Annotated in this window: 19 protein-coding genes; 15 read left to right on the forward strand and 4 right to left on the reverse strand. The window is 61.2% G+C overall.

Annotated features, from left to right (window positions below; genetic code table 11):
- Positions 1-11 precede the first annotated feature (11 nt).
- From HY921_11990 to HY921_12025, 8 genes are read left to right on the forward strand one after another with little or no spacing between them, the layout of a single operon-like run.
- Positions 12-1,388, forward strand: coding sequence for an NAD(P)-dependent oxidoreductase (locus HY921_11990; GenBank protein ID MBI5631589.1), 1,377 nt, complete (start codon positions 12-14; stop codon positions 1,386-1,388).
- Positions 1,381-2,643, forward strand: coding sequence for an NAD-dependent dihydropyrimidine dehydrogenase subunit PreA (gene preA, locus HY921_11995; GenBank protein ID MBI5631590.1), 1,263 nt, complete (start codon positions 1,381-1,383; stop codon positions 2,641-2,643). Before HY921_11990 ends, preA begins: the two co-directional genes overlap by 8 nt.
- Entirely contained in the window at positions 2,619-3,116 is a 498-nt protein-coding gene (locus HY921_12000; protein ID MBI5631591.1) for a hypothetical protein, read from the forward strand. Before preA ends, HY921_12000 begins: the two co-directional genes overlap by 25 nt.
- 10 nt (positions 3,117-3,126) lie before the next feature.
- Positions 3,127-4,002 (forward strand): acyltransferase, encoded by an 876-nt coding sequence (locus HY921_12005; protein ID MBI5631592.1) that lies wholly within the window; start codon positions 3,127-3,129, stop codon positions 4,000-4,002.
- A 3-nt stretch (positions 4,003-4,005) separates the two neighbouring features.
- Positions 4,006-5,487 (forward strand): NCS1 family nucleobase:cation symporter-1, encoded by a 1,482-nt coding sequence (locus HY921_12010; GenBank protein ID MBI5631593.1) that lies wholly within the window; start codon positions 4,006-4,008, stop codon positions 5,485-5,487.
- Positions 5,484-6,881, forward strand: a complete 1,398-nt coding sequence (hydA, locus tag HY921_12015; GenBank protein MBI5631594.1) for a dihydropyrimidinase — start codon at positions 5,484-5,486, stop codon at positions 6,879-6,881. Before HY921_12010 ends, hydA begins: the two co-directional genes overlap by 4 nt.
- Before the next feature lie 48 nt (positions 6,882-6,929).
- On the forward strand, positions 6,930-8,405 hold the full coding sequence (locus HY921_12020; protein ID MBI5631595.1) for an aldehyde dehydrogenase family protein: 1,476 nt from the start codon (positions 6,930-6,932) through the stop codon (positions 8,403-8,405).
- Between the two features lies 1 nt (position 8,406).
- Positions 8,407-9,726, forward strand: a complete 1,320-nt coding sequence (locus tag HY921_12025) for an aspartate aminotransferase family protein (GenBank protein MBI5631596.1) — start codon at positions 8,407-8,409, stop codon at positions 9,724-9,726.
- Here HY921_12025 and HY921_12030 read toward each other — a convergent pair.
- Complete coding sequence (locus HY921_12030; protein ID MBI5631597.1) at positions 9,723-10,373, reverse strand: hypothetical protein; 651 nt, start codon at positions 10,371-10,373, stop codon at positions 9,723-9,725. The genes HY921_12025 and HY921_12030 overlap by 4 nt on opposite strands.
- A gap of 136 nt (positions 10,374-10,509) precedes the next feature.
- Between HY921_12030 and HY921_12035 the strand changes: the two genes are divergently transcribed.
- Complete coding sequence (locus tag HY921_12035) at positions 10,510-11,733, forward strand: trypsin-like peptidase domain-containing protein (GenBank protein MBI5631598.1); 1,224 nt, start codon at positions 10,510-10,512, stop codon at positions 11,731-11,733.
- A 4-nt stretch (positions 11,734-11,737) separates the two neighbouring features.
- Positions 11,738-12,136, forward strand: a complete 399-nt coding sequence (locus HY921_12040; GenBank protein ID MBI5631599.1) for a hypothetical protein — start codon at positions 11,738-11,740, stop codon at positions 12,134-12,136.
- A gap of 49 nt (positions 12,137-12,185) precedes the next feature.
- Here HY921_12040 and HY921_12045 read toward each other — a convergent pair whose 3' ends face one another.
- Both HY921_12045 and HY921_12050 read right to left on the reverse strand, forming a co-directional pair.
- Complete coding sequence (locus tag HY921_12045; GenBank protein ID MBI5631600.1) at positions 12,186-12,764, reverse strand: hypothetical protein; 579 nt, start codon at positions 12,762-12,764, stop codon at positions 12,186-12,188.
- Positions 12,765-12,834: 70 nt separating this feature from the next.
- Positions 12,835-13,854 carry a CoA transferase gene (locus HY921_12050; protein MBI5631601.1) on the reverse strand — a complete coding sequence of 340 codons (1,020 nt, stop codon included), beginning with the start codon at positions 13,852-13,854 and terminating at the stop codon, positions 12,835-12,837.
- A gap of 17 nt (positions 13,855-13,871) precedes the next feature.
- Here HY921_12050 and rocD point away from each other — a divergent pair, with 17 nt between their 5' ends.
- The 5 genes from rocD (at position 13,872) to HY921_12075 (ending at position 20,582) form a co-directional block, all read left to right on the forward strand.
- Complete coding sequence (gene rocD / locus HY921_12055; GenBank protein ID MBI5631602.1) at positions 13,872-15,065, forward strand: ornithine--oxo-acid transaminase; 1,194 nt, start codon at positions 13,872-13,874, stop codon at positions 15,063-15,065.
- A gap of 115 nt (positions 15,066-15,180) precedes the next feature.
- The gene (gene gabT / locus HY921_12060) at positions 15,181-16,503 is read left to right on the forward strand and encodes a 4-aminobutyrate--2-oxoglutarate transaminase (GenBank protein ID MBI5631603.1); all 1,323 of its coding nucleotides are present in this window, start codon (positions 15,181-15,183) and stop codon (positions 16,501-16,503) included.
- Positions 16,500-17,693, forward strand: coding sequence for a saccharopine dehydrogenase NADP-binding domain-containing protein (locus HY921_12065; protein MBI5631604.1), 1,194 nt, complete (start codon positions 16,500-16,502; stop codon positions 17,691-17,693). The genes gabT and HY921_12065 overlap by 4 nt, the downstream gene beginning before the upstream one ends.
- 7 nt (positions 17,694-17,700) lie before the next feature.
- Positions 17,701-19,080: a putrescine aminotransferase gene (locus HY921_12070; protein MBI5631605.1), complete on the forward strand. Its 1,380-nt coding sequence runs from the start codon at positions 17,701-17,703 to the stop codon at positions 19,078-19,080.
- Positions 19,077-20,582: a gamma-aminobutyraldehyde dehydrogenase gene (locus tag HY921_12075; protein ID MBI5631606.1), complete on the forward strand. Its 1,506-nt coding sequence runs from the start codon at positions 19,077-19,079 to the stop codon at positions 20,580-20,582. Before HY921_12070 ends, HY921_12075 begins: the two co-directional genes overlap by 4 nt.
- On the opposite strand, the gene udk is transcribed toward HY921_12075, so the two are convergent.
- Positions 20,579-21,268, reverse strand: coding sequence for a uridine kinase (gene udk, locus HY921_12080; protein MBI5631607.1), 690 nt, complete (start codon positions 21,266-21,268; stop codon positions 20,579-20,581). The two genes, HY921_12075 and udk, sit on opposite strands and share 4 nt — an antisense overlap.
- Positions 21,269-21,441 lie beyond the last annotated feature (173 nt).

Genomic DNA, 21,441 nt, shown 5'->3' on the forward strand with positions numbered 1-21,441 from the left:
TGAGCGCCGAGTTGGAGCGCGTCTACCGCGAGAATTTCAAGGAAATAAAGCCGCCGCTCAAGCCCGAGGAGGCCCGGCTTGAGGCAAGCCGCTGCCTTTATTGCTACGACGCCCCCTGCGTGCGAGCCTGTCCGACCCACATAGACGTTCCCCGCTTCATCAAGCAGATCGCCTCCGATAACCTCAAGGGCTCGGCCAAGACCATCCTCGAGGCCAACCCCCTGGGCCACTCCTGCGCCCGGGCCTGCCCCGTGGAAGTGCTCTGCGAAGGGGCCTGCGTCTACCACGAGTGGCAGGATCATCCCATACAGATCGCCAAGCTCCAGCGCCGCGCCACGGATTACCTGCACGAGCTGGGGGGAGCCGGCCCGTTTAAGCCCGCGCCGGACAATGGGCATCGCGTGGCCGTGATCGGAGCGGGCCCGGCTGGGATTTCCTGCGCCGTGTACCTGCGCAGGCTCGGCTACGCCGTGACGATTTTCGAGAAAGAGAAGGTTCCCGGCGGCCTCAACACCTTCGGCATCGCCGAGTATAAGATGGGGCGAAAGGTCTCTCTGGCGGAAGCCAAGATGGCTTTTGCTTTGGGGGTAAAGCTCTCTTCAGGCAAGGAAGTAGGCAAGGACATATTGCCGCGAAGTCTCCTCGAGGACTTCTCGGCGATATTCATCGCCACGGGTCTCGGCTCCACCCAGCGCCTGGGCGTCCCGGGCGAGGACCTGCCCGGGGTTTGGGAGGCCCTCGCCTTCATCCGCCATGTCAAGAACCGCGAGCTTTCGGCCTTGGGCAGCAGCGCCTTGACCGTGGTGATCGGCGGGGGAAACACGGCCATAGACGCGGCCACCCAATCCAAGAGGATCGGAACCCCGCGTGTCGTCATGGCCTACCGCCGCTCCGCCGCGGAGATGGGCGCCTACGGCTTCGAGTACGAACTCGCCAAGCAAGACGAGGCCGAGTTTCTTTGGAACTCCGCCCCCGTGCGCATTATCGGCAGGAAGAAGGTCGAGGGAGTCGAGTTCCAAAAAACGCGGGTCAAAGGAGGAAAGCTCCACCTTCTCCCCGGTTCCCATTTCACCATTGCTTGCGATCGAGTCATCAAGGCCATCGGCCAAAGCCAGCTCCGCGATCTCGCCCAAGCCATGAATTTCAAGCTCGATAAAGACGGCAGGATCGCCGTCAACCCCGAGACTTTGCGGACCTCCGTTTCCAAGATCTTCGCTGGGGGGGACGCGATCAACGGCGGAAAGGAAGTGGTCAACGCCGCGGCCGACGGCAAGCGCGCCGCGCTCGCCATCCACCGCTTCCTGATGCCCGCGGCCGAGCTCTCCCCGGAGAACCGCTACTGGGCGCGAACCATCGAGAGCCGCCCAGCCGAGGCCCTCCATGCCTGACCTTTCCGCCGACTGCGCCGGCATCCGCTCCCCCAACCCATTCTGGCTCGCCTCGGCTCCGCCCACCAATTCCGGGGAGCAGGTGATGCGGGCCTTCGAACCGGGCTGGGGCGGGGCGGTCTGGAAGACCTTGGGGGTTGACCCGCCTGTCGTCAACGTCACCTCCCGCTACGGCTCCCTCGACATCGGCGGGCAGAAAATGGCGGGCTTCAACAACATCGAACTCATCACGGACCGGCCCCTGGCGGATAATTTGAGGGAAATATACGAAGTCAAAAAACGCTTTCCCAATAACGCCGTCATCGCATCGCTCATGGTTCCCTGCGAGCGCCAAGCCTGGCACGACATCGTGGCAAGGGTGGTGGAGGCGGGCTCGGACGGCATCGAGCTCAATTTCGGCTGCCCCCATGGGATGTCCGAGCGCGGCATGGGCGCGGCCGTGGGCCAGGTCCCGGACTACGTGAAGATGGTGACCGAATTCGTAAAGGAGAAGTCCTCCATACCCGTCCTCGTCAAGCTGACGCCCAACGTCACCGACGTGCGCCACCCGGCCCGGGCCGCTGCCGCGGGGGGGGCCGACGGGATCTCGCTTATCAATACCATCAATTCCGTCATGGGCGTGGATCTGGAAACTCTCAAGCCCAAATTTTCCGTGGGGGGAAAAATCGCCCATGGCGGCTACTGCGGCCCGGCCGTCAAGCCCATCGCCATGCATATGGTGAGCCAAATCGCAGCCGACCCTCAGACCCGGGGCATCCCCATCTCAGGGATAGGGGGAATCTCCACCTGGTCGGACGCCGTGGAGTTCATGCTTCTGGGCGCCTCCTCGGTCCAACTCTGCACCGCGGTCATGCATTACGGATTCCGCATCATTTCGGAGCTGGTCTCGGGCCTCGAGGATTGGATGGACGCCAAGGGCTTCTCGAGGCTAGAGGACTTCATCGGCAAGAGCTCCGCGCACATCGTGGACTGGAACGAGCTGAATCTCCGCCACAAGACCGTGGCCTCGATAGACCGTTCCACGTGCATCGCCTGCGACCTCTGCGCCATCGCCTGCCACGACGGGGCGCACCAGTGCATCAAGATCGGAAGGGACCGCAAGCCCCGCGTCGTGGCCGAGGACTGCGTGGGCTGCAACCTCTGCTCCTTGGTTTGCCCCGTGGACGGCTGCATCTCCATGAAAGAGGTCAAAACGGATCTAGCGCCCCTCACCTGGAAGGAATACTCCACATGCCTGCCGAAACCGACAATCTAAAGCTCCACGAGCTCTTCCAGGAGGACCAGAGGGACCGCGAGCGGGTCTACGATTCGAGCGAGGCCCTGCGCGACTTAAAGAGGCGGGACCTCTGCCGCAAGACGGCCGCGCTCGAGTTCGTGGCCTTGGACCAGGTGCGAACCCCCAAGGACCTCTACCATGCCGCCGTCATCCTCCAGCACGGGACCGACCCCCAGGACTTCCTGATGGCGCACCGCATGGCCTGCATGGCGGCCATCCAAGGCCACCAGGTGGGGCGGTGGCTGACGGCCGCAGCCCTGGACCGTTTCCTGATGGCGGTGGGGCTTGCCCAAATCTACGGCACGCAGTTCGAGCACAGCGCCCCCGACAACGCCTACCAGCTCAAGCTCCCCATAGACGACTCGCGCCTCCTCGCCTCCGAGAAGAAATTCTTCAAGGTCCCGAGCGTGATCGAGCGCCTCTCCCAGCTCAACGGAAAGATCAAGAAATAACGGAGAACCCATGGCACGAACGGTGAAATGCGGCCTCATCCAGACCTCCTGCGATTGGCAGATTCCCAAGCACTCGCTCTCAGACATCAAGAAGAGGATGATCAAGAAGCACGTCCCCTTGATCGAAAAAGCGGGCAGGCAAGGCGTCCAGATCTTGGCCCTGCAGGAGATCTTCTACGGCCCCTATTTCTGCGCCGAGCAGCACCCCCAATGGTACGAGACCGCAGAGCCAGTTCCGGGCCCGACCACCGAGCTCATGCAGAAGCTCGCCAAGAAGCACAAGATGGCGATCGTCGTTCCGCTTTACGAGACTCCATCCACCGGCACCTATTACAACACGGCCGTGGTGATAGACGCCGACGGTAAAATCCTCGGCAAGTACCGCAAGAACCACATCCCGCACTGCGCCCCCGGGTTTTGGGAGAAATACTATTTCAAGCCGGGAAACCTGGGCTATCCCGTTTTCCAGACCAAATACGCCAAGGTGGGAGTCTACATCTGCTACGACCGCCATTTCCCGGACGGGGCCCGCATCCTGGGCCTCAACGGCGCCGAGATCGTCTTCAACCCCTCCGCCACCGTGGCCGGGCTCTCGGAATATCTTTGGAGGCTCGAGCAGCCCGCGCACTGCGTGGCCAACCAGTACTTCATCGGGGCCATCAACCGCGTGGGGCGTGAGAAGCCCTGGGAGATCGGGGAGTTCTACGGCCAGTCCTACTTCTGCGACCCGCGCGGGCAGATCCAGGCCATGGGCCCCCGCGACCGCGACGCTTTGGTGACAGCGGAGCTGGACCTCGACCAAATCCTCGAGGTGCGCAAGGTCTGGCAATTCTTCCGCGACCGAAGGCCGGAGACGTACCAAGAGCTCGTCCAGCAGCTGCCATAACTTATGATCGAGGCTTTACTGGACCAGGAAATCCGCGAGCATGCGGGGGATCTTTCCCACTCGCCTTACTGGAACCCGGACATCGCGGCCACCAGGAAGGGGGAGCGGACCTGGGCCATGAAGGACATTTGCGTCCTCTGGATCTCCATGTGCGCCTGCGTGCCGACCTATATGCTCGCCTCCTCCTTGATCGCCGAGGGCATGAATTGGTGGCAGGCGGTGCTCACGATATTTCTCGGCAACTGCATAGTCCTGGTCCCCATGGTCTTGAACGCCCACGCCGGGACCAAGTACGGGATTCCATTCCCCGTGTACTGCCGGCCGGCCTTCGGGATCCTCGGGGCCAACATCCCGGCTCTCCTTCGGGCCTTGGTGGCCTGCGGTTGGTTCGGGATACAGGCCTGGATCGGGGGCTGGGCCATTTTCAAGCTCTGCGCCATTTACCTCCCCGGCCTGGAGGCCTGGCCCCATGGCTTCTTCGGCATCAGCCTGCCGCAGCTCGCCTGTTTCCTGTTTTTTTGGGGGCTCAACATGTACGTGATTTATAGGGGAGTGGAATCAATCAGATTTCTCCTTAACATAAAAGCTCCCCTACTCATCCTACTGGGGTTGGCGCTTCTTACATGGGCCTACCTCCAAGCCGGAGGCTTCGGGCCGATGTTCGCGGCCCCATCCGCCTTCGCTCCCGGGGGCCCCAAGGCCGGCCAATTCTGGTCCTTCTTCTTTCCGGCGCTCACGGGCATGATCGGCTTCTGGGCGACCCTCTCCTTGAACATCCCGGATTTCACCCGCTACGCCAAGTCGCAAAAGGCCCAGATCCTGGGCCAGGCCTTGGGCCTTCCCGCGACCATGGGCCTTTTTTCCTTCATAGGGGTCGCCGTCACCTCGGCCACCGTGGTCATCTATGGAGAAAGCATCTGGGACCCGGTGATCCTTCTCGCCAAATTCAAAAATCCGCTGGTCCTAGCCGTGTCCCTGGTCTCGCTCGGCATCGCCACCTTGGCCACCAATATCGCGGCCAACGTGGTGAGCCCCGCCAATGACCTGGCCAACCTATGGCCGCGGCGCATCGACTTTCGCAAGGGAGGCTACATCACCGGGGTCGTCGGCATACTCATGCAGCCCTGGAAGCTGGTGGCCGATCCCTCCGGCTATATTTTCAAATGGCTGGTGGCTTATTCCTCCCTTCTCGGCTCCATCGGGGGAATACTGATCTGCGACTATTTCCTGATCCGCCGCTGTCATTTAAGCCTTCCCGAGCTTTACGAGCCCTCGGGCCGCTATTGGTACAGGAACGGCTTCAATACCAAAGCGATTCTCGCCCTTATCCTCGGCATACTGCCCTTGATCCCGGGTTTTCTAGGAACTATCGGCGCGCTCGAGGCTCGCCCATTCTGGGTCACACTTTACCACTACGCATGGTTTATCAGCTTCGGGATTTCATTCGCGGTTTACGCGCTCGTCATGAAACGGGAGAAAGTATGAGCTACGATCTGGTCATCAAGGGCGGCACGGTTCTCACGGCCTCGGACTGCTACGTCGCCGACATCGCGGTCAAGGATGGAAGAATCGCCGCCATAGGGGGTATCGCTCCCAATGGCGGCGAAGTCATTGACGCTTCCGGGGCCGTGGCCGTGCCGGGCGGCATAGACGTCCACACCCATTTCGACATGCCCTTCGGGGGCACCACCACCGCGGACGATTTCACCTCCGGCTCCTTGGGCGCGGTTTTCGGCGGGACCACCTCGGTCATAGACTTCGCCATCCAGAAGAAGGGGGAGGCCCTGGCCAAGGCTTTGGACCTCTGGCATGAAAAAGCCCAAGGGAAAAGCGCGGTGGATTACTCCTTCCACATGATCGTCACCGATCTCCCGGAGAAACGCTTGGGCGAGATGGACCAAATGGTGAAGGAGGGCATTTCCACCTTCAAGCTGTTCATGGCCTACCCCGGGGTCTTCATGTCCGACGACGCCACGATTTTCAGGGCGATGCTGCGCACCAAGGAGAACGGCGGCATGATATGCATGCACGCCGAGAACGGGGGGGTTATAGACGTCCTCGTCCAAAAAGCCCTGGCCCGGGGAGAGATCGAGCCCAAGCACCACGCGCTCACCAGGCCCATGTCGGCTGAGGCCGAGGCCACCCGCCGGGCCATCGCCTTGGCCGAGATGGCCGGGGTCCCGCTTTACATCGTGCACCTTTCCGCCGGGGACGCCATGGAAGAGGTGCGCCGGGCCCGGGAGAGGGAACTCCCTATTTTCGCCGAGACCTGCCCCCAGTATCTCTATCTCTCCTACGAGGACTACGAAAGGCCGGGCTTCGAGGGGGCCAAATTCGTGATGTCCCCGCCGCTCCGGCCCAAGGGCAACGAGGGTAGGCTCTGGAAGGGTCTGGCCCAGAACGCGCTCCAGGTTGTCTCGACCGACCACTGCTCCTTCTGCATGAAGCCCAAGGACAAGAAGCCAGGCAAGGATCTAGGCCTCAAGGATTTCTCGAAGATCCCCAATGGAGCGCCCGGGGTGGAGACGCGCATGCTCCTCCTCTGGGACGCGGTGCAAAAGGGGCGCCTTACCCCCAACCGCTTCGTCGACATCACGTCCACCACCCCGGCCAAGCTCTTCGGGCTTTACCCGCGCAAGGGCTCCATCGCGCCCGGGGCCGACGCCGACATCGTCTTGATAGACCCCAAGAAAAGCCACACCTTCTCCGCGAAAAGCCACCATATCAAGGCCGACTACAACCCCTACGAGGGGACGACCGTCAAGGGCTCCATCCGTGACGTCTTCGTTCGGGGGACCCGCATGGTGGAGCGCGACCGATTTCTAGGCAAGACCAGCCACGGCCGGTTCCTGCGCCGGGTGGCCCGATCCTTCAATTAGGGAGAATCCATGACAATCCTGACCCAACCAAGGTCCAAGAAGGCGCCCCTGGAGCTCAAGCAGCACATCGGGGGACAGTGGCTCGCCGGCAGCGGCGAGCGGGAAATTATTTCCGTGAACCCGGCCGATACGCGGGATGTCGTGGCCCGGTTTCGCGGGGCCGATAAAAGCGACGCCGCCAAAGCCCTGGACGCGGCGCAAAAGGCCTTTCCAAGCTGGAGGGGCACTCCGCCCCCGAACCGGGGGCGGATACTGGCCAAGGCCGCGCAGCTATGCCGCGAGCGCCAGGGCGAATTGGCGGCTCTCATGACCAGGGAAGAAGGCAAGATCCTAAGCGAGGCCAAGGGCGAGCTGGACAAGGGCATCACCTTGATGGAGTGGTTCGCAGGCGAGGGCCTGCGCCTGGGCGGGGTGAGCATGCCCTCGGAGCTTTCCAAGAACTTCCTCTACACGCTCCGGCAACCACTTGGAGTGGTGAGCGTCATCACCCCCTGGAATTTTCCCTTCGCCATCCCGGCCTGGAAGCTTGCCCCGGCTTTGGTCGCGGGCAACGCCGTGGTGTTCAAACCCGCCTCCTTGGTCCCGGCCATGGCCGCGAAAATCGTCGAGATATTCGAGGAGGCCGGGCTTCCCCCCGGGGTCTTGAACCTGCTCATGGGCTCTGGCTCGGCCGTGGGCGACATCCTGGTGTCGGACCCCCGGGTGAAGGCCGTCTCCTTCACCGGCTCCAACGAGATCGGCGCCAGCGTGCACGGCATCTGCGGCCGCCGGGGAATCAAGACCACCTGCGAGATGGGGGGCAAGAACCCGGCCGTCATCTGGGAAGACGCGGACCTGGATTTGGCCTTGGGCGGTATCATGAAGGGGGCCTTCGGCTCCACCGGCCAGCGCTGCACGGCCACCAGCCGCCTCATCCTGCACAAGAAAATAGCCGCGCCCTTCTTGGACATGCTCCTGGTCGAGATGAGGAAAATCAAGGTGGGCGACGGCATGGACCCCGCCGTGGGCATGGGCCCGGCGGTGGACAAAAATCAACTGAAGACCGATCTCGACTACATCGAGATCGGTCAAAAGGAGGGAGCCCGTTTGGTTTACGGCGGCCGCAGGCTTTCCGAAGGAAGCTTGAGCCATGGCTATTTTGTCGAGCCCACTCTGTTTACCGGCGTTCAGCCTTCGATGCGCCTCTTCAAAGAAGAAGTGTTCGGGCCAGTCTTAGCGGTCACGGAAGCTTCATCTTTTGAGGAGGCCATACATCTGTCCAACGCCGTGGACTTCGGCCTCACCTCCGCCATTTATACCCAGGACCTGACCCTGGCCATGCGCTTCGTGGACGAGATCGAGGCCGGCATGGTCCACGTCAACAGCCCCACCATCGGGGGGGAGGCCCAGGTCCCCTTCGGCGGGGTCAAGGGCTCCGGGGTGGGCGAGCGCGAGATGTCCAAGGAAGGCCTGCACTTCTTCACCGAGCAGAAGACGGTCTTCCTCGACTACACCGGCCAGCGCCGGCAGTCCAATCTCTACTGAGATGGAAGCCGTTCTGGCGCCGACCACGGATGAAGTCGCGGCACTCCGGGAGAAGCATATCCTGCCTCTCCCCGGCCCCATGTATTCCAAGCCCCTGCAGATCGTCAAGGGGCGGGGGCAGTTCGTCTATGACGAAAAGGGCCGGCGGTACTTGGACGCCTTCGCCGGGGTGGCCACGGTCTCGATCGGCCACTCCCATCCGCACTTCCTGAAGAAAATCACAGAGCAGATGCAGGAATACTTCCACACGACGTCCCTCTACCTGCATCCGTCCTTGGGGCTGTACGCCCGGCGCTTGATTGAAAAAGTTAAGCCCGCGAACCCCGAGCTCGATATGTGCTTCTTCACCAATTCCGGCTCGGAAGCCAACGAGCTCGCCGCCCTCATCGCCAAGAACCACACCGGAAGCTCGGAATTTGTCGCGCTGCGCCATGCTTACCACGGCCGCACTATGATGGCCATGGCCTTGACCGGGCAGGCCGCCTGGCGGCACTCGACCCCCTATCCCTTCGGAGTCACCCACGCCCCGGCCGATTATACCTACCGGAGACCCAAAGGGATGACTCCCAAGGAGTTCGCCCAGTATTGCGTGACCGAACTCGAGGACACCATCCGAGCCTCCACCAGCGGGCGGATCGCGGCCTTCTTCGCCGAGCCCATCAACGGCGTGGGGGGCGTGATCACCCCCGAGCCCGAATACTTCCCAGGAGCCTACGAGGTCGTGAAAAAATACGGGGGGCTCTTCATCTCGGACGAGGTCCAGACCGGGATGGGACGCACCGGCAACGACTTTCTAGGCATACAGAAATGGGGGGTGCGCCCGGACATGGTCACCCTGGCCAAGGGCCTGGCCAACGGCTACCCCATCGGGGCCGTCGTCACCACCCGGGAAATAGCCTCCTCCATGAAAGGCAAACTGCACTACAACACTTTCGGGGGCTCCCCGGTGCAGATGGCCGCGGCCGGGGCGGTGCTCGACGTCTATGATCAGGAGAGCCTCGCCGCCAACGCCCACGAGGTGGGAAGCTACCTTTTGGACAAGCTTGGCGAGCTTGTCCAAAGGCGAGAGGCCGTCGGCGAGGTGCGCGGCAAGGGGCTCATGATAGGAGTCGAGCTCGTCAAGGACAAGAAAACCAAGGAGCCAGCCCCGGAGATGACGCTCCGAATCCTGGATATTATGAAGGACCGCGGGGTCCTCATCGGCAAGGGGGGAATGGCCGGAAACGTCCTGCGCATAAAGCCGCCTCTTTGCCTGGCCAAGGCCGACGCCGAGGTCATCGCCCAGGCGCTGGACGAGGCGCTGGCTCAAGAGGAGCTTTAGGGAATTTTTGAGTCAAGCATCTTCTTAATGACATATTCCCGCCGCGCTTGGGCTTGGATGCGCTTGGAGTCTTCCTGAATCCGTATCTGCGCCGCGTGTATTCTGTCATAAATCTCCGAATAGCCAGAATATTTCCTCGCGTTTTTAAGGATTCTTCCCGCGGCCTTGAGCTTCGCGAATTCACCCCAGGAGCCCGAAGCCAAGAAGAACTGCTCATCGCTCTTTAATTGATCCTTTAAAAAGGTCAGGGAACGAACCGCCATCTTTTCCAATTCCACGATTTGCTCCAAATGTTTTTTGGCTGATTCCTCGGCATTGAAAGGAGCTTGGGCTTTTGCCTTATCCCAACTTGCCATGATTTCATTTAAAGCGAAATTCACGAAGATTTCAAAATCCCCCACCTCCCTCGTTGCCATGTTCCGGATTTTGATGCGCTCTTCGCGCAGGAACATCTTGTCCGCTTCTGTATACCCCGATTTATAATCGTCCTCAACGACCTCTGGAGCAGGTTGCCTCTCGAGCACATAACCTGAAATAGGGTCCCGACCATCATCCCCTGGCAAGTCAGGTAGAATACCCAATGCAGACTGCAAAGCCAGGGGAACCAGCGCTACAACAACGGCGAATATCAATAGATTTTTATTCATACACATAAGATAGAGACTTATCCTGAAAATTTACAGGGCCATAGGACCTATTGGGACTTGGGCCGAAAGCACCATATGAAATTGCCGCCAAATTCTCCCCTTGAAAACCGGGCGATATCCCTGTATCCTTAGGGCCGTGGCAAGAAATATCATTCTCGCCTTCATCCTCTCCACAAATATGGTTATGTCCGTGACCATATCGGCCGCGGACACCCCCTGGTGGCAGCGGGGAAATCCCAGCGAACCTCCTCCTGAAGCGGAAATGGACAGCTGGCCCGTGATTGACCCTAGGACGATATCGGCCGAGGAATGCCTAAAAGCCGGCGCGGCCGTTCGATCCGAGGCCTGCCTCAAATATTTTCTCGGCGCCGTCGTGCAGGTGGCGACCGAAGAGGACTCCAAGGGCGAACCGACGAGCTGGGGAAGCGGCTTCTTCATTGATAAGGAGCTGGTGGTCACCAATTGGCATGTGGTGAAGGGGCTAAACCTCGGGCAGGAGGTGACCTTGCGCTGGCTCTTTAGGCCCGGGCCTGGAATGGCCCCGCCCAGGGGCAAGGCCGTGGTGGCGGCCAAGAATTTCTACCGGGATTTGGCGATTCTCAAGCTCAAGGAGCCTCGCTTCTCGGCCTTCCTGCAACTGGAAAGCGACCCCGGGAACATGAAAGGAATGAACGTGGCGGCCATCGGCTTTCCCGCCCGGTACATCAAGAGGGCTGAATTCGTGACCGAAGGCCAGGTGATGGCCTATCCGGTTTCGGCAAACGTGGACCAATATTGGCCCCGCAGCCTCGTCTCGATCTCGGCCACCATATTCGGGGGAAACTCGGGAGGCCCTCTCATCTCCCGGGACAGCAAGAAGGTCGTGGGCGTCATATGCTCGAGATACGGGGACGGCTACAACGAGGCCGTGCCCGTGGATTCCCTGCGGCACTTTCTAGGACGGTTCAAGAAGGGCAAGCCCACCGCTTCAGGCTGGCTCGGGATGGAAAAATCGGCCTGGTACGAGGAAACCCTAAAAATCGCCGGGAAGGAAATTCCCGGCTTGAAAATACTGAAGGTAAAGGCCCCCGCCGCATCCGCAAAGGATTATAAGGACGCGCCGCTAGGGCCTTACGACGAGAATGCCTGGATCGTCGCGATCAACGGCCAGGACATAAAGGCCTTAAAGGCCTGGGCCCAGCAATACGGGGACAAAAGGATATACACCCCGGCCCAGGCCGTGGCTCTTTTTTCCATGCAGTATTTCGAGGGGGACCGGCTGCTCTTGACCTTGTATAACGGCGGGCGGCTTGTGGAAAGGCCCACGGGCCTCCTGGCCCGGCCGGATAGCCCTCCCTGGGTCTTCACCTCCCAGCCATAGCCGGATGATACCGCCATCTTCGGCCATACGCCGCAGGCTGGGGCTCGTATTCATCCTCTCCGGCCTTCTGCATCTGGGCTTCATGCTGCTCGCCATATTCTATTCCCAGGGCAAAATCCCCGTCCTCATCACCGCCGCCATGTGGAGCCGGATCTATTTCGGCCACTTCCTGTTCATGGTCCTGGGAGGAGCAAGCCTGCTGTTCTTTAGCTACCGCAACACGGGCCTCTTCTTTGCCCAGAACCTCGTCGAGTTCATGCTCGGGGTGGGGGCCTTCGTCATCCTGTTTTCAGCGGCGGGAGCGATTCTGGCCAAGGGGAGGGGCTCTCCCTGGATTTCATTGGGGCCGGGGGGATTTCTTCTCTACTACGGGTTCAGGCTCGCGACGCGCGGACCGGGCTGAAGATTCGGAAGTTATCCACAAAAACTTCCCGGGAGTTTTTGTGGATAACCTAGTGTAGCTGCGGCAAATTCCTGTAGCAGTTATCATAGAGGACGGGATATCCGCCCCACTTCTCATACACGACCGTCTCCCGACCCCAAGCTATCAGATTCGCAAGGCCCTCCCCCTTCGGGGCCACGGCGGCCGTTTGCGTCAAAAGCTTGCAAAAGGCGTTTTTCCAGCAGGGGTACAGATACTCAAACTCGGACGGCCTGTATTTGATCCGCGCTCGCTTGTCCTCGGGCTCCGGCAAATACAGGAAATGCCTGGGCGACGAATAAAAATTGGCGTACAATGCCCGGTAAACGGGCATATCCTCGGGGCCAATCTCCAGTTCATAGTCAGAGGATATGAGCCGGTAAGACCCGGCGGGAGAAATACGCCGAATCCCATTCTCGATCATTCTTTTAAGCAATTGCGCCTGCTTAAGCGCCCTCAACGCGGCGAAATAGCGTCCCATGGCGACCTTGATCTCCTCGGAGGGCTTTTGCGCGAAGGACGGCGTGTCCGTTTTGACGGCTTCAGCCCTGATTGTCGGAGAGGCCGCAACCCAGCCGGCGACGACAAAAAACGCGATGGCGCCTTGCATGCAGTTTTTATAACAATAACGGGAGAGGAAGGGATGGGTCGGAGGTCCTAAGGATCAGGCGGCAAACGGCCTATGCTATTTCACCCACTTTTGCTTCAGCCAAAAAACGAACCGGGCTCACGCAAAAATCCTTGCCCTTGAAGCGGCTTTCCCACTCCTTCAACGCCGCGGTCCGGAACACGCGGGACATGGCGCCGCTCAGCCGCGCCCGGTGGCGCATGGGATCGTCGGCCAGGTTCCGGAGCCTGGATAACCCCAGGCAGTCGAGGAGGGATACCGCAAATCCCTTCTCCACCGCGGCCACGGCGAGCTCTCGGCCGTCCTTGGCCCGGTAGAGGCGGTAAAAGGGATGGGCCCCGTTCCACCAGAAGCGGCCGAGACTGGGGTCCTTGCCCGTGGCCTTGAGATGGCCGAGGGGAATCACGAGCCAGGAATGAACCGCTTGTGCTAGGGAGAGCTGTAGTTGCCGCCCTTTCCCAGTTTGGCCGCGCTCGAGGAGTGCCGCCAAAATCCCGGACACGGCCCCCATGCTCCCAGCCAGGTCCGCGATCTGAGTCGGGGGGAAGGCGATTCTCCCCTCGGAGTTTCCCAGTCCCAGGAAGCCGCTTGCGGCCAGGAAGTTCAGGTCATGCCCGGCCTTGCGGCCCATGGGCCCCTGGGACGGATAGCCCGTGATCGAGCAGTAAATGAGCCTGGGGTTCAAGCGTTGGACGGCTCTAAAGCCGAGCCCCAGGCGCTCCATGAGGCCGGGACGAAATCCCTCCACCAGGACGTCCGAGGCTTTGATCAAGCTCTGAAGCCTTCTCATCCCTTCTCGCTTTCTAAAATCAAAGCACAGGCGCTTTTTACCTTGATTGACCATCCAATACGTGGAGCCCACGTTCCCGATCTTGGGGGGAAGATCGCGGGTCATGTCCCCGAAATGGGGAAGCTCCACCCGGGTCACTTGGCAGCCCATGTCGGCAAGGACCTGGGTGGCATAGGGGCCGGGAAGCAATTTGCTAAAATCAAGGACCCGAAGGCGGGGAAATCCCTTGAACGGGATTCCGATCCCGCCCAGAGGGCGGCCGGGCAAATTATTTTTGGGCATGCAGGGCGAGTATATCATTGAACGACGAGACTGAAAAGCACATCCAATTGGCCGAGCGCTACGGCGCCCCTAATTACGCTCCCTTGCCCGTCGTTTTGGAGAAAGGGCAGGGTATCTACGTCTGGGACGTGGAGGGAAAGCGCTACTTCGATTTTTTGAGCGCCTACTCGGCTCTAAACCAAGGCCATTGCCATCCCAAAATCTGGGCCGCGGCGTCGGCCCAGATGGGGAAACTGACTTTAACCTCGCGCGCCTTTCACAATACCCTTATGGGCCCTTTGCTCAAGAAAATCTGCGAGCTCACGGGCCAAGAAATGGCCCTTCCCATGAACTCCGGGGCCGAGGCCGTGGAGACCGCGATCAAGGCCATGCGGCGCTGGGGCTATTTGCGCAAGGGGATCGCCTCCAATAGGGCCGAGATCATCGTCTGCCAGGGTAACTTCCACGGCCGCACCACGACCATAGTCGGCTTCTCCTCGGACCCGGACTCCTACTCCCATTTCGGCCCCAAGACCCCGGGATTTAAAATCATTCCCCATGGCTCGGCCAAGGCTCTAGAGACGGCGATCACTCCCTACACTTGCGGATTCTTACTGGAGCCCATCCAAGGCGAAGCCGGGGTCAATATCCCGCCTGCGGGCTACCTCAAGAAGGCCCGTGAGATCTGCGCCAAGCGCCGCGTGCTTTTCTGCGCGGATGAAATCCAGACCGGACTTGGCCGCACCGGGAAGATGTTTTGCGTCGAGCACGAGGCGGTCCAGCCAGACCTCATCATCCTAGGAAAGGCCCTCTCCGGAGGGTTTTACCCTATCTCGGCCGTGGCCGGCTCAAAAGAAATACTGGGCCTACTTGCCCCGGGCACCCATGGCAGCACCTTCGGCGGCAACCCCCTGGCCTCGGCGATCGGCCTGGCGGCCCTGGACGTGATAGTCAAGGAGAACCTCCCGGCCCGCGCCGCCCAGCTCGGCCAGCATTTCTTGAAGCGCCTTAAATCATTGAAGAGCCCCTATATCCGAGAGGCTCGCGGAAAGGGACTTCTCATCGCCCTGGAGCTTAAAACCTTGGCCCGGCCCTACTGCGAGAAGCTCATGGCCTTGGGGCTTCTGGCCAAGGAAACCCACGGCACCATTATTCGCCTGGCCCCGCCGCTCGTCATCTCCCAGAAGGAGCTCGACCAGGCCTTCGAGCTGATCAGGAAAGCCCTGGCGTAGCCCCCGTCCTCTGAACCGCGCTTTTGACAGCCCCTCCGGGAAACTGGTATAGTGCGCAGGCAGGGCAAGTCTTCCGGTTCCATTTCTTAATTTCTCTTTATTTATACTTATAAAAATGGGAAAAACAAACAAAAAATCGGCATCAGAGGCGCTTTGGACCCGAAGAAATTCCCTAGTTTCCACAGGGACGGCGGCTTACACATCCATCGTGGCCGAGCGCGCCCAAAACGCCACTATTTGGGACGTGGACGGAAAATCCTACATTGACTTCGCCGGGGGGATCGGGGCCTTGAACGTGGGGCATTGCCACCCCGCGGTGGTGGCGGCCCTGCGGGATCAAGCCGAGAAGCTCCTCCACACATCCTTCCATGTCGCGGCCTACCCCGGCTACATCGAGGTTTGCCGCAGGCTCGTCGAGATCGCGCCGGGGCCCGGCCCCAAGAAGGCCATTCTCTTCAACAGCGGCTCGGAGGCCGTGGAGAACGCGGTCAAGTTCGCCCGGGCCTTCACTAAAAGAAAAGGCGTCATCAGCTTCGACTACGCCTTCCACGGCCGCACCTTGCTGTGCCTGGCCTTGGACGGCAAGTACAAGCCCCTGCGCCAGGGCTTCGGGCCCGCCCCGGCCGAGATATACCGGGCGAGATTTCCCTACGCTTACAGGGCGCCGGAAGGAATCAAGGAAGAAAATCTCTCCCGGCACTGCTTGCAGGAGCTCGAGCGGCTATTTCTCACCGACGTCGCGGCCGAGGACGTGGCCGCGATCATCGTCGAGCCCGTCCAAGGGGAGGGGGGATTTGTCGTCACCCCGCCGGAATTTCTCCAGGGCCTGCGCCGGATCTGCGACAAGCATGGCATCGTCTTTATTGTAGATGAAGTCCAGACCGGCTTCGGGCGCACCGGCAAGATGTTCGCCATCGAGCACTCGGAAGTGGCGCCTGACCTCATGGTGGTGGGCAAGTCCCTGGGGGCGGGCATGCCCATCTCCGGCGTGGTGGGCCGAGCCGAGATACTGGACAGCGCCGCCACGGGAGCCATCGGGGGGACTTACGGCGGCAACCCCATGGCCTGCGCCGCGGCCCTGGCGGTATTCGACATCTTCAAAAAAGAAGACATCCTGGGGCGCGCCCGGCGCATCGGTAAAACCGTAGGCGAGCGTTTCGATTCCTGGCGCGAGGAAATCCCTACCGTGGGGGATTCTCGAGGCCTGGGAGCCATGCGCGCCGTCGAGCTCGTGGCGGACAAGAAAACCAAGGAGCCCCTCCCGGCCGAACGGGTCAAGGCCATCTCCCATTCCTGCGCCGAGAAGGGGCTCATCGTCATCAAGGCCGGCATCCATGAGAACGTGCTCAGGACCTTGATGCCATTAACTATCGAAGAGGAACTCCTCAAAAAAGGGCTCGACATCCTGGAAAACGCTCTCAAGGAGTTCCAACGGTGAAGCCTCGGGGCTTCACCGTCGCAGTACTGGGCGCTTTCGGCCAAATGGCCGAGGCGGCCCTCCACGACCTGGCGGCCAATCCCCGGGTCTCGCGCGTTTTGGCGGCGGACCTGAGCATCGAGAGAAGTACTGGTGTGCTCTCCAAGATCGCCCAAAGAAAAAAAATAAAGGCGATCCCTCTCGACCTCACCCGCATTGAGGGCGCATCCCGAAAACTCGCGGGCGCGGCATGCATCCTCAATGCCGCATGGTACGAGCACAACATCAAGGCCATGGACCTGGCCCTGGCGCTGAAGGCCCATTACGTAGATTTGGGCGGACTGTACCACACGACGATCAAGCAACTACGGCGAGCCGAGGAGTTCCGCAAAGCGAAACTCCTCGGAATACTAGGATGTGGTTCGACACCTGGGATTACGAATCTCATGGCGGCGGGACTTTCCGAGGGCTTCGACACGATCGAAACCGTGGGGATTTACGACGCGAGCCACGATCCGGCCCTGAGCCAAAACCGCTTCCTGCCGCCCTTCTCGATCCGCACCATGCTGGCGGAATACGAGGCCCCGGCCCCGGTGTGGAGCAATGGAAAGCTGCGGGAAATTCCCGCCCACGGCAATAGTGAGGAGCTCGAATTCCGAGCTCCGATAGGGAGAGTCTCCGCCGGGGCCGTGATTCACTCGGAAGTTGGGACCTTGCCCGCCTTCTTCAAGGGCAAGGGCCTGAAGAATCTGGCCTTTAAGATCGCTTACCCTCAGAAGCTCAAGCAGCAGCTTGAGCTTCTCTCCGGGCTCGGGCTTTCCTCCAAAGAACCCATACAGGTCAACGCAAGCCGCGTTTCGCCCCAAGACTTCATGACGGCTTTAGCCCAAACAGCATTGCACGGCCCCTCGGCTAACCCGCAGGATTTCGAGATCCTGCGGGTTGCGATGAGCGGCACGCGCAGCGGAAAACCGCTGCGCATCACATGGGACTGCGAGATACGGCCCTCCCGGACCTTGAGCGCCGGGGCGATGGGCGTGGGATTTTCCGCGGCCATAGCGGCGGACCTGATACTGAGGGGAGAGACCTTGCTCCCCTGGGGGGTGGCCGCGCCCGAGGGCACGCTCTCTCCCAAAGGCTTCTTCCGGGAGCTCAAGGCCAGGAAGGTATTCTCGCTGCGCGAGATGATGGAACATCCTTTGACGCTATGAGGTTTCTATGAAAGTTTCAGCCCAAGACATACTGAAGGAGACGGAAAAAACTTTGGCTTTGGTGGCCAAGCCGGAGCTCAGCGAGGAGGACAAAAACTGGGTCACGGAAGCCACGGCCAGCTACTACTCCAATCACGTCAACCCGGGCATCCTTGAGTACCGCAAGTCCGTCTCCACCGAATACGTCTCCGTGGAATGGGCCGACAGCGCCAATGGATTTACGGACGTGAAGGGCAAGAAGTACCTGGACCTCCTGGGAGGCTACGGCATCTTCAACGTGGGACACCGTCACCCCACCGTGGTGGAGGCGGTTTCAAACCAACTCAAGCGCCAGGCCCTGCACTCCCAGGAGCTTCTGGAGCCCTTCCGGGCGATCCTGGCCAAACTCATCCACGACATAACTCCGGGAGACCTCCAATTCAGCTTTTTCGGAAACTCCGGGGCCGAGGCCATCGAGGGCGCCATGAAGCTCGCCATGCTTCACACGGGGCGCAAGTCCTTCGTCGCGGCCACCGCGGCCTTCCACGGCAAGACTTTGGGGGCCCTGTCGGCCACGGCCAAGGCGAAGTTCCGCCAGCCCTTTCTTCCCATCCTTCCCGACTGCTACCACGTGCCCTACGGCGACGCCGACTACATCGAATCGGCGCTTAAAGGGGCCGACGAGGTCGGAAACGACATCGCGGGGGTGATCCTCGAGCCCATCCAGGGAGAGGGCGGCATCAACGTCCCGCCCGACGACTACTTCCCAAGGGTCAGGGACCTCTGCGACCGCTACGGGGCTCTGCTCATCGTAGACGAGGTGCAGACCGGCATGGGCCGCACGGGCAAGATGTTCTGCGTGGACCACTGGAACGTGGTGCCCGACATCATGTGCCTGGGCAAGGCCATGGGCGGCGGGGTGATGCCCATCGGCGCCTTCGTCTCTAACAAGACGATCTGGGAGCAGTTATTCCCGGAGCCCTGGCTGCACTCCACGACCTTCGGCGGCAATCCCTTGGCCTGTGTCGCCGCCATCGCCAACATCCACGTTCTCCTGGAGGAAAAGCTCCCGGAGCGCGCCGAGAAGATCGGCAACGAGATGATGGCCAAAATCCGGGCCCTGCGCCGGCGCTTCCCCAAGCTCTGCATCGACGTGCGCGGCAAGGGCCTCATGATCGGCATGGAATTTCCGACCGATGCCGTCGGCTACGAGGTGTCCAAGGGCCTCTTCGACCGGGGGGTTCTGGTGGCCGGAACCCTGTTCTCGGCCAAGACTTTGCGCATCGAGCCGCCGCTTACCCTCACCACCCAGGAGATGGGCATGGCCGTAGACACCATCGAGAAGGTCTTCAAGGAAGTCAACGCCAGGCATTTCGAAACCAAAAAAAATCCAGTGAGGAAATCATGACCTCCACGACTTTGATCAAGAACAAGTCTTTGAAAATGCTCATAGACGGAAAATGGGTAAACGCCTCGCGGGGCTCGACCCGCGCCATCGTCAACCCCGCCACGGAGGAGACCTTGGCCGAAGCCTACGAGGCCGGACCCTTGGAAGTGCACCAGGCCGTGGCCGCGGCCAAGAAAGCCTTCGACTCCGGCGCCTGGTCCGGAAAATCCCCGGCGGAGCGCTCGGCCGTGCTCTATAAATGGGCAAGCCTCATCGAAGAGAACCTGCCCCATTTGGCCGCCCTCGAATCGGCCAACACCGGCAAGCCCCTGAAGCTCGCCCGCGACGGGGACATCCCTTTCGCGGCCGACAACCTCAAATTCTTCGCCGGAGCGGCCAGGCTCCTCGAGGGAATCTCGGGCGGGGAGTATTGCCCGGGCTACACCTCCATGCTCCGCCGGGAGCCCATCGGGGTGACCGCCCTCATCACGCCCTGGAATTATCCCCTGATGATGGCGGCTTGGAAGCTCGGGCCGGCTTTGGCCGCGGGAAATACCGCGGTGATAAAGCCCTCGGAGCTCACGCCTTTGACCACCATAGAGATGGGCAAGCTCGCCCTCGAAGCCGGAATCCCGGAGGGGGTCGTCAACATCCTGACCGGGGCCGAGGACACCGGCCGGGCCCTCACCAGCCATCCGGACGTGCGCTTGGTCTCGTTTACCGGCGACACCGAGACGGGGAAGAAAATCATGCAGCAGGCCTCGGACAGCCTCAAGCGCTGCCACCTCGAGCTCGGAGGCAAGGCCCCCTTCGTCGTCTTCGAGGACGCGGACCTGGACGCAGCGGTCCAGGGCGCGGCGGTCGCGGCCTTCGTCAACGCCGGCCAGGACTGCACGGCCGCCACCCGCCTCTACGTCCACGGCTCGATCTTCAAGAAGTTCACGGAAGCGTTCCTCGGGGAGGTCGCCAAGATCCGAGTGGGGGATCCGGCCAAGGCAGACACCGACATGGGCCCCCTCGTCTCCTCGGATCATAGGGAGAGAGTGGAAGCCTTCCTTCAAAGGGCCCAAGACAAGGCCAAGGTCCTGGCGGGCGGCGGCAGGCCCCGCGGACTAAAAAAAGGCTTCTACTTCGAGCCCACCGTCATATCCGGGGCGAGCCAAGACTCAGAGCTCGTCCAGCGCGAGATATTCGGGCCCGTGGTCTGCCTTCTGCCCTTCAAGGACGAGGCAGAGGCCCTGGCCCTCTCCAACGACGTCCCCTACGGCCTGGCCGCCTCGGTATGGACCCGCGACGCGCACCGGGCTTTCCGCATGTCCAACGCCCTGCGCTTCGGCACGGTCTGGATCAACGACCACCTGCCGCTGGCCTCGGAAATGCCCCACGGGGGATTTAAGCACTCGGGGTTCGGCAAGGACCTCTCCAAGAACGCCCTCGAGGAATACACGGTCGCCAAGCACGTCATGGCGGAGCTGGGGGGGGCGGCGCGCAAGCCCTGGCACTACACCGTTCTGGGGAACTAGCGGGCGGAGCCCGCAGCACCGAGCGCAATCGCGGAGATGCTTTCCCGCTCATGCGCCAGCTCTGGTGTTGACAGCCTCTCGCGCAGGAGCGCGGTGAGACGCCCGGGGAAATCCTTGTCCTCTGCCTGCCGCCACACCCATGTGGCGTGGGCGGCCGAGGGAGCCACGTGGATGTCGTGCATGGGCTTGACGCAGTGCTCGTAGAGGCGCAAAGTCTCCTCCAGATCCACCCTTCTTTCCCTCGAGTCGCGGCGGATGCGGCGCATGAGCCGCACGTCGTCCGGAGCCTGGATGTAAACCGCCCACTCCATGAGGCCGCGCAGGCGGGGAGCTTGAAGGGTGAACAACCCCTCCAGGATCAAGACGGGAGCCGGCTCCACCTTGCGGGTCTGCTTGAGGCGGGAATGGGTGGCGTAGTCGTAGCGGGGAGCCTCCACCGGCCGGCCGGCCAAAAGCTCGGCCAAATGGCTGACGAGAAGCGAGGTTTCGATGGATTCGGGGTGGTCGAAATTGAGCTTGCGGCCCTCTTCGGGGCTTAAGCCCCCGTTATCGTGGTAGTACCAGTCCTGGCAGATGATGGAGACCGGAACCCCGAGGCTCTCCTTGAGGCGGCGGGCCAGCCACGATTTCCCGGAACCGCTTCCGCCCGCGATTCCCAAGCAAATCGGCTTGCGCTCGAAACCCACGAGAAATTATACCAAAGATGGCCGCGTGGTCGTTAGGGCTCGCAATGAAATAATATGACCAACTGGCAGGCCCAGATTCGAGTTGATTTCGAGGCGCGAGGAGGGAGCAATGCCGCAGCGCATTGTGACCGACGAGCAACGAAGAAATCGGCCGAAGATGGGCCTGCCCGGAG

The sequence above is a fragment of the Elusimicrobiota bacterium genome, from assembly GCA_016218575.1.
Taxonomy (GTDB): Bacteria; Elusimicrobiota; Elusimicrobia; order UBA1565; family UBA9628; genus JACRDN01.